General features: G+C 43.6%; 9 protein-coding genes. 7 read left to right on the plus strand and 2 right to left on the minus strand.

The window, feature by feature from the left end; genetic code table 11:
- Positions 1-6: 6 nt before the first annotated feature.
- The 5 genes from GVJ38_RS03355 to GVJ38_RS03375 are packed head-to-tail and all read left to right on the plus strand — an operon-like array spanning position 7 to position 7,237.
- The gene (locus GVJ38_RS03355) at positions 7-1,794 is read left to right on the plus strand and encodes a glycoside hydrolase family 35 protein (protein ID WP_159721761.1); all 1,788 of its coding nucleotides are present in this window, start codon (positions 7-9) and stop codon (positions 1,792-1,794) included.
- Positions 1,795-1,818: 24 nt separating this feature from the next.
- Entirely contained in the window at positions 1,819-2,742 is a 924-nt protein-coding gene (locus tag GVJ38_RS03360) for a PTS mannose/fructose/sorbose transporter subunit IIAB (protein WP_159721762.1), read from the plus strand.
- Between the two features lie 16 nt (positions 2,743-2,758).
- Positions 2,759-3,556, plus strand: coding sequence for a PTS mannose/fructose/sorbose/N-acetylgalactosamine transporter subunit IIC (locus GVJ38_RS03365; RefSeq protein WP_159721849.1), 798 nt, complete (start codon positions 2,759-2,761; stop codon positions 3,554-3,556).
- On the plus strand, positions 3,549-4,349 hold the full coding sequence (locus GVJ38_RS03370; protein WP_159721763.1) for a PTS system mannose/fructose/sorbose family transporter subunit IID: 801 nt from the start codon (positions 3,549-3,551) through the stop codon (positions 4,347-4,349). Before GVJ38_RS03365 ends, GVJ38_RS03370 begins: the two co-directional genes overlap by 8 nt.
- 38 nt (positions 4,350-4,387) lie before the next feature.
- Positions 4,388-7,237 carry a polysaccharide lyase family 8 super-sandwich domain-containing protein gene (locus tag GVJ38_RS03375; RefSeq protein ID WP_159721764.1) on the plus strand — a complete coding sequence of 950 codons (2,850 nt, stop codon included), beginning with the start codon at positions 4,388-4,390 and terminating at the stop codon, positions 7,235-7,237.
- Positions 7,238-7,356: 119 nt separating this feature from the next.
- Here GVJ38_RS03375 and GVJ38_RS03380 read toward each other — a convergent pair whose 3' ends face one another.
- Together GVJ38_RS03380 and GVJ38_RS03385 are read right to left on the minus strand one after the other, a co-directional pair.
- Positions 7,357-8,028: a response regulator gene (locus tag GVJ38_RS03380; protein ID WP_159721765.1), complete on the minus strand. Its 672-nt coding sequence runs from the start codon at positions 8,026-8,028 to the stop codon at positions 7,357-7,359.
- The gene (locus tag GVJ38_RS03385; RefSeq protein ID WP_159721766.1) at positions 8,025-9,560 is read right to left on the minus strand and encodes a Spo0B domain-containing protein; all 1,536 of its coding nucleotides are present in this window, start codon (positions 9,558-9,560) and stop codon (positions 8,025-8,027) included. The genes GVJ38_RS03380 and GVJ38_RS03385 overlap by 4 nt, the downstream gene beginning before the upstream one ends.
- Positions 9,561-9,813: 253 nt before the next feature.
- On the opposite strand from GVJ38_RS03385, the gene GVJ38_RS03390 reads away from it, so the two are divergent.
- The gene (locus tag GVJ38_RS03390; RefSeq protein ID WP_235032802.1) at positions 9,814-11,082 is read left to right on the plus strand and encodes a 2-hydroxycarboxylate transporter family protein; all 1,269 of its coding nucleotides are present in this window, start codon (positions 9,814-9,816) and stop codon (positions 11,080-11,082) included.
- Positions 11,083-11,112: 30 nt separating this feature from the next.
- Entirely contained in the window at positions 11,113-12,279 is a 1,167-nt protein-coding gene (locus tag GVJ38_RS03395; protein WP_159721768.1) for an NAD(P)-dependent malic enzyme, read from the plus strand.
- Positions 12,280-12,370 lie beyond the last annotated feature (91 nt).

Genomic DNA, 12,370 nt, shown 5'->3' on the forward strand with positions numbered 1-12,370 from the left:
AAATTCGTGAAGCGATTTGAGATCAAAGAAGATTTTTTAGTGGATGGTCAGCCCGTCAAATTGATCAGCGGTGCGATCCATTATTTTCGACTGCCGCTTTCTCAGTGGGAAGACAGTTTATATAATTTAAAAGCTTTAGGCGCCAATACGGTTGAAACGTATGTGCCATGGAACTTACATGAACCGATGGAAGGTCAGTTTGACTTTACTGGGAACAAAGACATCAAACGATTCGTCAAATTAGCACAAGCTTTGGGTTTGATGGTGATCTTGCGGCCAGCGGTTTACATTTGTGCGGAGTGGGAATTTGGCGGTCTGCCAGCTTGGTTATTGAAAGAACCAATGCGGCTGCGTTCAACAGATCCGCGTTTTATGGAAAAAGTCCGACAATATTATAAAGTGTTACTCCCTACTTTAGCACCGTTACAAGTGACTAAAGGCGGACCGGTGATCATGATGCAAGTGGAAAATGAATATGGGTCTTACGGAATGGAAAAAGCGTATTTGCGTCAGACGAAAGAATTGATGGAAGAATTTGGGATCGAGGTCCCACTCTTTACTTCTGATGGTGCCTGGGACGAAGCACTGGATGCAGGGACGTTGATTGAAGACGATGTGTTCGTGACTGGAAATTTCGGCAGTGCTTCGAAAAAAAATGCCGCCGCATTGCAAGCTTTTATGCAACGTCATGGCAAAGTCTGGCCGATCATGTGTATGGAATATTGGGATGGCTGGTTCAATCGCTGGGGCGAGCCGGTGATCAAACGCGACGCAAAAGAATTGGCAGCCGAGGTCAAAGAAATGTTAGCGATCGGTTCGTTGAATCTTTACATGTTTCATGGTGGGACAAATTTTGGTTTTTATAATGGCTGTTCTGCTCGTGGGACAACGGATCTGCCGCAAGTCACCAGCTATGATTATGATGCGTTACTGACTGAAGCTGGGGAACCGACAGAAAAATATTACGCAGTCCAACAAGCGATCAAAGCAGTCTGTCCTACCGTTTGGCAAGCCGCACCGCGAACAAAAAAATGCAGTGCGATCGGTCGGTTTGCCATCACCCAAAGTGTGTCGCTGCTACAGACTAAAGCGCGTTTTTCCGCAATTGATTCACCTTATCCGTTGACGATGGAAGAAGCCGGCACCGGATATGGCTATCAATTATATTCGACAACCTTAAAAAATTATCGGCATCAAACGAAATTAAAAGTCGTCGAAGCAAGTGATCGGGTCCAGTTTTATTTAGCTGGCAAGCACCTAGCGACCCAATATCATGAAACGTTAGGTGAAGAACTTTTGATCGAAAGTCAAACGGATCAAAAGACACTGCAGCTGGACCTTTTAGTGGAGAATCTGGGGCGCGTGAATTACGGTTTTAAATTAAATAGCCCCACGCAAATAAAAGGAATCCGCGGTGGCGTGATGCATGATCTTCATTTTCAACAAGGCTATACCCAGATCCCATTGACTTTAACGCCGGCACAATTAGCAAAAATCGATTACACCGCGGGCAGTGATCCTACGCAGCCGTCTTTTTACCGCAGTGAATTTGAATTGCAAGCGGTGGAAGATACCTTTATCGATTGTTCTGACTATGGCAAAGGTGTCGTGATCGTAAACGGTCAGCTACTAGGGCGTTATTGGCAGCAAGGCCCGATCCAATCATTGTATTGCCCGCGTGATTTTTTACAGATTGGAAAAAATGAGATCGTGATTTTTGAAACAGAAGGGGTCTGCATCACGGAGGTAGCCTTTTCAATGCAGCCGATCACACAGAGCAAACAGCTCGTTTAAAAAAGCGAACAAGGAGAAAAAAGCATGAGAAATATCGTGTTAGTCAGTCATGGTGCCATGGCTGAAGGAGTCAAAGCTAGTTTAGAAATGATCGTTGGAAAGCAAGCACATGTGCATAGTGTGGCTTTAAAACCAGATGGAGACAACATTCAGTTTACCCAGGACTTACAGCAAAAAATGGAAACGTTGACCGGTCCAGTGCTGATCATCGCCGATCTACTGGGAGGAACGCCGTGTAATGTCGCATTACAAACCTATGCTGACGATGAAACAGTCGCATTGATCGCCGGCATGTCGCTGCCTTTAGTGATAGAAGCGACGTTAAATGAACAAGTGACCGTTACAGAGCTGCTCACGTCATCGGCCTGTCAAGCCGTGGATGTCAAAGCCCAGCTGACTCAAGTACCAGTGTCTGATCCAGTTGAAAAAAGTGAAAATCTGGCATGTTATGAAGCCTATGCTGGTCAAGCCAATATCATCAATACTCGAATCGATGAGCGGCTGATCCACGGACAAGTGGCGGGGATCTGGACGACGAGTTTAGAAGCCCAACGGATCATCGTTGTCAATGATGAAGCTGCTAGTGATCCACTGCAAAAATCATCTTTGCGCATGGCAGCTCCGACTTCGATGCGTTTGTCAGTGTTGACCGTCGCTGCTGCCGCGAAAAATATTCCAGCGGGTAAATACGGCAAGCAGCGGATCTTTTTACTTTTTAAAAACCCGACCGATGTCTTTCGTTACGTTGAAGCAGGTGGTCAATTAGAAGCGGTCAACGTCGGCAATATGAGTTATAAAAAAGGGGCAATGGAGATCACAAAGAGTATCCAAGTGCTGGAACAAGAAGTGACCGTCTTTGAAAAACTCGCCGCAAAAGGGATTCAATTGACCGCCCAACTCGTTCCGAATGATCCAGCCATTGATTTTATGAAACGTTTAAGAGCTTAGGAGGAAATTATTTATGATGCACTTAGCTGCTTATCAGATTATTTTGATTACGATTTACGCCTTTATCGCGATCAATGATTCGATGATCTCAAACACATTGACCCAGCCGGCGATCGCCGGGATGATCGCTGGATTGATCATGGGAGATCTCAAAGTTGGCCTGATGGTGGGCGGGACGCTGCAATTGATGCGTCTGGGGATCGCCGCATTTGGTGGGGCTTCAGTGCCTGATTATTTTACCGGCGCGGTTTTAGGAACCGTCTTTGCTGTTATTTCTGGTAAAGGGGCCAAATATGGGATCGGACTAGCGGTGCCGGTTTCATTATTGATGCTGCAATTAGACGTCGTGGCGCGTTTTTGTAACGTGTACTTACTGCACGCCATCGACCGCGCCATCGATCAAATGAAATTAAATCGCATCCCTCGATTGGTGTTGTCTGGCTCCTTTTTGTGGGGCTTGTCCCGCGCAGTCCCGATTCTTTTGATGTTATTAGTCGGGGATGCGGCGGTCACGACGATCACAGAAAACATGCCAGTCTGGCTAATGACTGGTCTTAAAACGGCCGGCGGAGTAATGCCAGTTGTTGGGGTGGGGATCTTGCTTCACTACTTACCTACGAAACAATATATCCCGTACTTATTGCTAGGTTTCTTTTTAGCGGCTTACTTGAAAGTTCCAATGTTAGGGATCTCCATCATTGGTGTGATCGCCGCGATGTTAGTTTTTAAACGCGACACGTCCAATCAAACGACAGGCGTCCAAGCAACAACAGCTAACACGAGTTTTGAAGGAGGATTTAGTGGAGATGAGTAAGCAGCGATTAACGAAAAAAGAATTAAATGCACTCAGCTGGCGTTATATCTTAGGAAGTCAATTAAACTGGAATTACGAACGGATGATGAGTTCGGGGTATTTGTACGGGATCATGCCGGCTTTGAAAAAATTCTATGGTCACGATGAGCAGCAATTACAAGATATGTTGCAGACTCATAATCAGTTTTTTAATACGAATGCGATCTTTGGAAATTTGATCATGGGGATTGATGTCGCAATCGAAGAAGAAGATGGGTATAAGGCCAAAGATACGATCGTTGCGTTAAAAACCGCTTTGATGGGTTCTTTAGCTGGAGTTGGTGATTCATTGTTCCATGTTATTTGGGGTACGATCTTTGGCTCGTTAGCAGGAACATTAGCGCAGAGTGGTTCGACGGTCGGCTGTGTGATTTGGATTCTAGCAAACATCGCCTTACTGTTTGGTCGGGCAGCACTTTTGCCTTTAGGGTATCAACAAGGGGTGAAACTCGTCACGACGTTAAAAGATCAACTGGCTGCGTTTACGACTGCAGCGACGGTTTTAGGGATTACTGTGATCGGCGCGTTGATTCCTTCCGTGGTCAAAGTCTCAGTTCCGCTAGTCTACAAACATGATGGCGTCAAATTGATCTTTCAAGATACATTAGATGCGATCTTACCTGCTTTAGTGCCAGTGTTATTAGTATTGTTGACTTATTGGATGTTAGGACAGAAAAAATTAAATTCGACCCGCGTGATTTGGATCATTTTAGTTCTTTCGATCGGCTTGAGTGCTTTAGGTGTGTTGGCTTAAAAATTTGAAAAATAAGGTCAAAGGGAAAGGAAGAGACGATGGATAAAAATCGTTCGCTCTGCATCGCAATGGGAACCTGTCTTTTATTATTGGGATTAGGCGGCATGTCTAGCCCAGCCGTTGCGCAATCATCAGGGGAAATGCTCACCGCAACTACAGAAAATCCTGCGGTGTTTCATGAATTACAGCAAAAATGGCAACAAGAACTGATTTCAGAGACCTACGATCAAACCGAACCCGTAGTTGTCAACTACGTGGAGACGTTGTCTAAGGATGCAGCTGAACTTTATCAAACAATGGATAAAAGTCCTGATCGAACGGGACTGTGGCCTCGCAAACCGACAGAAACGGTTTCCTCTTATTTTACGAGCCAGTTTGCTGGCCTTCAACAGTTGGCTTTAGCTTATGGTATGCAAGGCACAACGAGTTATCAAAAGCCAGAGATTTTAACAGCGATCACAGATGGCATTGATTTTATGCTTGCTCATGGCTATGACGGAAAAAAATACCAAGGCAATTGGTGGGACTGGCAAATTGGCGTACCGCAAAAATTTGTGAATACTTTGATGGTGATCAATGATCAGCTTACGGTAGAACAAAGACAGCGGTATACGACAGTTATTAGCGGGTATGTTCCTGATCCGTTCAAACAAATGTATACGAAACCGCAAGACAATTATGTTGAGCTGGATTTCATTCCCAATTTTGTCACGACTGGCGCTAATCGAACGGATCTAGCACAAGTCGTGTTAGGTTTAGGGATTTTACAAGCCGATGGGGAAAAGATCCAGCAAGCTTCTGACAGTATCGTAGACGTTTTTAGTTTGGTGGAAAAAGGCGATGGTTTTTATCAAGATGGTTCCTTCATCCAGCATGGTGATATTCCGTATACCGGAGCTTACGGGAATGTTTTAGTCAGTGGTGTCGGGAAAATTTTAGCGATCACCAATGATTCACCTTATGCCTTAGCAACAGAAAAAGTGAATGCCTTTGTGGAAAATGTCGAGCGTGCTTTTATCCCGTTGATTTATCGGGGTGAAATGTTGCCAGGTGTTAACGGCCGTTCCATCTCGCGACCACCAGCTAAAACGAAAACGGGTTACGGATCCACGACACTTTATAATTTATTGATCGTGGCGAAATTCGCGCCAAAAGAAAAGCAAATCAAATTAAAAGAAGCAGTTAAATATTGGATGCAAGAAAATCGTGACTATTATTTGACGAATACGCGCAATTATAATGATTTGCTGATGACGCTTGCACTGTTGAGCGATGAGAGCATCAAAGGGGATCAACTGCCATTTGTCGGAACTAAAATGTACGCTGCAATGGATCGATTCGTGCAGCGAACAGCTGATTATATGGTGGGATTGAGTTTATATTCCGAGCGGATCTCTTCTTTTGAAGCGGGAAATAAAGAAAATAAACACGGCTGGCATACTGGTGACGGGATGCTATATTTATACAATGATGATGAGGTCCAGTTTAATAAAACTTATTGGCCAACAGTCGACCCGTATCGTTTACCGGGAACGACGGTTGATACAGTGCCGTTAGAAGATGAAATCTCTGCTTTTAAAACGATCACTTCAAAGGAAAGCTGGGTCGGCGGTGTCGCAAATAATCAGCAGGCAGTTGTCGGAATGGCCTTGAATAAAGCAGGAACAAAAAACAATGACAAAGAGTTGCCGATGAATCTAAAAGCTAAAAAATCATGGTTCATGGTGGACGGACAAGTGGTTGCTCTAGGCGCTGGTATCACAGGTGATACGGAAGCTACGATCGAAACTGTCGTTGATAATCGGTTGTTAAATAATCGCGATACGTATCACATACTATCTGATCAAGGGGCGATCACCACAGAAACAGAACAAAGTCAAAAAGAGTGGCTGCTTTTACAAGCAGGTCAAAAGCAAGCTTCGATTGGGTATTATTTCCCGACCAAAGAAACCGTTAACGTAGTAAAAGAACAACGGAGTGGCAATTATGGCGAGATCAATGACTCTTATGTGGGCGGTGAAACGTTCAAAGAAAACTATGCTAAGTTTTTAATCGATCATGGACAACATCCTCAACAAGCGACATATGCATATGCGATGTTACCTGGAGCAGATGAAGCAAGTTTGAAAGACTACGCAGCCAAAAAACCGATCACAATTTTAAAAAATACCGCTGATATTCAAGCAGTTGAATTGAAAGCTGAGCATTATTTAGGCGTGAATTTTTGGCAACCGACAGGCGGAAAAATCGCGGGAATTAGTACGGATGGCCCCCTTGCGTTGATGAAACAAAACAAAAATGATCAAATCCAATACACGTTGTCTGATCCGACGCAAAAAAATTCGCTCGTTCACGTGAAAGTACCGCACGATTTTAAAGGTGTTGTTAACATGAGTGAAGGTGTAACCTACGATGCAGCCACGCAGACGTTTACTGTTGACTTCACCAATGCACGAGGCGCTAGCAAAGTGATTACATTGGATAATACGGCAACTGTGCCGCTTCATCGTTTATATAATCCCCATTCTGGTGAGCATTTTTATACGCTGGATGATGGTGAAAAGACTAGTTTGATCAAAGCGGGTTGGCATGATGAAGGCTCGATCGGCAAAACGGCTGCAACTGGTGAGGACGTTTATCGACTTTATAATCCAAACACGGGCGATCACCATTACACCAAAAGTGTCATTGAGCGGGATAGCTTGATCCGTGTCGGTTGGCAGACAGAAGGTGTCGCATTCAAATCTGCCGGACCAACACAAATCTTGCGCCTTTATAATCCCAATGCAGCAGCCGGCAGCCATCACTACACGCAACATGAAAGTGAAAAAAATCAATTAGTAAAGGCCGGTTGGCAAGCAGAAGGCGTCGGTTGGAACTGTTATTAAGCTGAATGCAGCTTAAAAATTAAAATGGCCGGTACTATTTTAAAGCGCCGCTAATCATTAGACTATAAAGTCTCTTGATTGGCGGCGCTTTTTAATCAATTTTGTTTTATTATCCGGGTTTAAACTTTACGAAACACTTTATACGGGCGGCCGACTTTAGTGTAGACGATCTTACTGATCAAGTCGTTGTGCTCTTCAAGAAAGAACAAATATTTCCGGACGGAGACGTGAGAAAGTTTACTAGCTTCGGCTAACGCTTGGATCGTGAAAAAATCATCAAATGTCTGAATCGTCGCTTTGATCTTAGCCAATGTTTCTGGCGTCAGGCCTTTAGCTAAACTAGCTTCGGTTTGTTCCAAGGACGGTTTTTTATTGCTAAATAATTGGTCAATCGCATGTTGGGCCATAATTTGATTGTCCAGTGCGGCTTGTCGATTGAAAAAAAGGGTGATGCTGTGAGCGAATCGTTCATACGTGAACGGTTTGACTAAATAATCGAGGACACCTAAGTGTAAGCCCTCTTGAACGGATCGTGTTTCATTTGCTGCGGTTATGATGATCACTTCTACCGTCTGCTGATTTTTTCGTAGCCAGCTGAGAAATGCCAACCCATTTCCATCTTTTAAATGGATATCTAGCAGGACTAAGTCGACGGATTTAACTGCTAATAATTTTTCTGCTTCTGCTACAGTGTCTGATGAAAAAATTTGCTGGAACTTCGCAATCTTTTCTAAATAGTTTCGGTGAATGAATTCCACCATCGGATCATCTTCTACGATCAATACATTCATTTTTTCACCTCATGATAATGGGTTCGTAGTTGTAAATGGAGCACACTAGCCAAAAGTTCTAACTTAAAAGTTGCTTGCTGATCAAGTAATAGTTGCTGAAAATAATTACTATCAAAACTAGTTTTTAAATTTTCTGCCGTTGCGTTTTCCAACTCGATCAAATAGCTGGTAGTAAGCAGATCATTTTTGTACTGAAGTTCCATCTGCATTTTTTCAGGTAAATTCATTTGCAACAAAACATGATGGATATACCGATAGAGATTGATCAGCGAGCGGGTTTCCAATTCAGCTTGATTTTTGGGTATTTCTGGTGTGATCTCGATTAACAACTGGGTCTTGCGTTCTAAAAATTTTTGCCTTTCCTCAATCAAGAAGCCTGCTAGCTGTGGATTTTGAACGAGAAAAGATAGCCGATGAGAAAATTCTTTTTCTGGTGTCAAAATATCATTTAAGTAGATTTTTAATTCCTCATAGGCTTTTAGGTCGGCAAGGCCATAGATCACATGCAGTTTGTTCATGAATTCATGGGATTGCGATTGCAAGGCAGTCGCATAAGCGGTCGTATTGGCTAATTGATCCATGACAAAAAGGGATTCAGTAGCGTTTCTTAAAAAAATGATCCAACCGATCTGTTTCTTTTCTACTATGATCGGTGCTGATGAAAAAAGAAAATCTTGTCCATTTTGCCGGTAAAATTGTTCGATATTACGTCTTAGATCAATCGCGGCTGGTTGTAAGATCAAATCGTTCAATGATTTGCCAACTAATGAATCTTGGTGACCGCTCATCTTTTGATAAAGCTCATTGGCTGCGATGTTGGCAAGATTGATCTGCTGTTTTAAATCTAAAACGATCACGGCATCTTTTGATTCTTCCAACATGGCGTTCCGTTCTTCTAACAAACGAGAAATTTCTTTTGGCTCTAAATTATGGAGCTGGCGTTTTAAATAATAAGCTAAACCGGTGGCAGCTAAAGCTGAAATAATAATGCTTAGTAGCAACCCAAGGAAATACCCTTGACGAGAGTTTTTCACTAAGGTGCTTAATGATTGCATGCGAATGCCTAAAGCGATAACACCGATCTGTTTTTTATTAGTGGGGGAGTAGACGGGAACAAAACCACGTAAAGAGCGGCCTAAAGTTCCTTGACTAATTGAAATATGTTTTTTTCCTTGCAAGGCAGTCGTTTCATCACCGCCTTCAAAATGTTTCCCGATCTGTTTTACATCTGGATGAGTCAATCGAATCGCCTGCATGTTCATCACCACGATAAAATCTAGCTCGTAGATCTGGCTGACTTTTTTTGAGAAGGCTTCCAATTCTTGGCTAGGCTGATTAGCGGTAAGCGCGTCGGTCACTTGCGGATCGATCGCTAATTGGCGACCAACTGAAAGGAGCAGACTTTCTTCATTTCGGCGGACCAGCAACGCATTTTGGTGCAAGATCAAACTGTAAAGCAATGATGAGACCACCAATAAAACTAACGTGAAGACTAAGGTCAACAAACTCCACAAACGCAAGCTTTTTTTCAAGCGTTTTCCCTCCTTTAGTTACTAAAGTATAGCATAGGTCTGTACAGCAATGAGGCGCTTTATTTAATTGAGTTACTTAAAATAGTTAAAAAATCTTCTGAATCGTCAAGGTTTCCATTAAGCTGAAGTCATCAAAAAGTCGCAGCGAAAATTTTGAGGAGGAAACGCAATGGAAAAACGAATCGAGCCTAAGCTAGGCGGAGAAGAGGTCCAGTTGTCAAATGCGGTGAAAAAAAACGTAGTTGATAAATGGATGAACATCAAAGTAGGATCAGTTCCATTACCGGTGTATCTCGTGTTGTCGACCGTCATCGTATTGACCGGATTATTACAACAACTTCCAGTCAATATGCTAGGTGGATTTGCAGTTATTTTGACTTTAGGGTGGTTGTTAGGAACGATCGGAGGGAATATTCCTTTCATCAAAAATTTTGGTGGTCCAGCTATTTTATCGCTACTCGTACCTTCGATCTTAGTCTTTTTCAATTTAGTCAATCAAAATATTTTAAAGTCAGCCGATATTTTGATGAAGCAAGCGAATTTTTTATATTTTTATATCGCGTGTTTAGTCTGCGGTAGTATTTTAGGGATGAACCGCAAAATCTTAGTGCAAGGCTTGATGCGGATGATCATTCCCATGATGATCGGAATGATTTGTGCGATGGGGGTTGGCACTCTTGTAGGCGTTTTATTAGGCTTAGAGTGGCAACACACTTTGTTTTTTATCGTGACTCCTGTCTTAGCCGGCGGAATCGGAGAAGGCATCTTGCCACTATCGTTGGGTTATAGCGCAATCACAGGATTAGGCAGTGAGCAGCTAGTGGCGCAACTGATCCCAGCTACGATCATTGGGAATTTTTTTGCGATCATGTGTACGGCACTGCTGTCTCGGTGGGGCGAGCGACGGCCGGATCTTTCTGGTGGTGGCCAACTGGTTAAACTAAAACAGGCGAATGATATGACCGATGCGTTAAAAGATGAATCTGGTGCCTTTGATATCAAAAAAATGGGCGCCGGTGTTTTAACTGCCTGTACTTTATTTATTGCTGGCGGGCTCTTGCAACATTTGACTGGCTTTCCCGGTCCCGTTTTAATGATCGTTCTAGCCGCTTTTTTGAAATATTTGAATGTCGTGCCGACTGAAACGCAACAAGGTTCCAAGCAATTGTATAAATTTATTTCAGGGAATTTTACTTTCCCGTTGATGGCAGGGCTAGGTTTATTGTATATCCCGTTAAAAGATGTGGTGGGAACATTGAGCATTCAATACTTTTTAGTTGTGATCAGTGTTGTCTTCACCGTGATCGCCACGGGCTTTGTCGTTTCCCGCTTTATGAATATGTATCCCATTGAAGCGGCGATCATCTCAGCGTGTCAAAGCGGTATGGGAGGAACCGGGGATGTGGCCATTTTAAGTACGGCGGATCGGATGAACTTGATGCCATTTGCTCAAGTGGCGACAAGGCTAGGTGGTGCGATCACCGTCATCACGATGACGGCTATTTTACGAATGATTTTTTAGAAAAAGAAATGAAATTGGAGGAAACAGCTCATGTCAGAGAATGTAAAAGAATTAGCACTTCAACAAGCTAGAGAAAACGGTGGGAAATTAGAGGTCAACTCAAAGGTCACTATCAATGATAAAAAAGAATTGAGTATCGCCTACACGCCAGGAGTCGCCGCAGTCTCTTCAGCAATCGAGCAAGATCCTAAACTAGCTTATGAGTTGACGACTAAAAAAAATACGGTTGCGGTCGTCAGTGATGGTTCGGCAGTCTTAGGTTTAGGAAATATCGGGCCTGAAGCCGCACTGCCCGTTATGGAAGGAAAAGCTGCTTTGTTCAAGCGTTTTGCGGAGGTAGATTCGATTCCAATCGTTTTAGCCACCCAAGACACAGAAGAAATCATTCAGGTCGTCAAAGCAATCGCACCAACATTTGGTGGGATCAATTTAGAAGACATCAGCGCTCCCCGTTGTTTTGAAATTGAACAGCGTTTGATTGAAGAATGTGAAATTCCAGTTTTTCATGATGACCAGCATGGTACTGCCATTGTGGTGTTAGCGGCAGTCTTTAATAGTTTGAAACTGATCGATAAAACGTTGGCCGAAGCGAAGATCGTCGTCAATGGCGGAGGGTCGGCGGGGCTTTCTGTGACTCGTAAGTTTTTAGCCGCTGGTGCAAAAAATATAATCGTAGTCGACAAGGTAGGCATTTTGAGCGAAACAGATGACACCTTACCACCGCATCATGCTGAGATCGCAAAAGTGACAAACCGCGAGCAACTGACCGGGGATCTCCAAACAGCTTTGCAAGGAGCAGACATATTTATCGGCGTTTCAGCACCTGGTGCATTGAAAAAAGAATGGATCAAAGCAATGGCGGCTAAACCGGTAATTTTTGCGATGGCTAACCCTACGCCTGAGATCTTTCCAGCTGAAGCATTAGCCGGCGGGGCCTATATCGTTGGGACTGGCCGGAGTGATTTTCCAAATCAGATCAATAATGTCCTTGCTTTTCCCGGGATCTTTCGGGGAGCTTTAGATGCGCGGGCACGAAAAATCACGGTTGAGATGCAGCTCGCGGCAGCTCGTGGCATCGCAAGTCTAATCCCTGATCATGAACTATCTCCAAGCAATGTGATTCCAGATGCCTTTCAAACTGGTGTCGCAAAAGTCGTAGCTGCGGCAGTCAGCGATGCCGTTTTAATGAAAGTCTGACCATCAAATGAAACGAGTTTGCTAGAGATTCCACCACCAAAGACTGAACACCTCGATTTTATGTTGGCGTGGTCAGTCTTTTTATTAATCT

This window comes from Enterococcus sp. CSURQ0835 (assembly GCF_902706605.1).
GTDB lineage: Bacteria > Bacillota > Bacilli > Lactobacillales > Enterococcaceae > Enterococcus_A.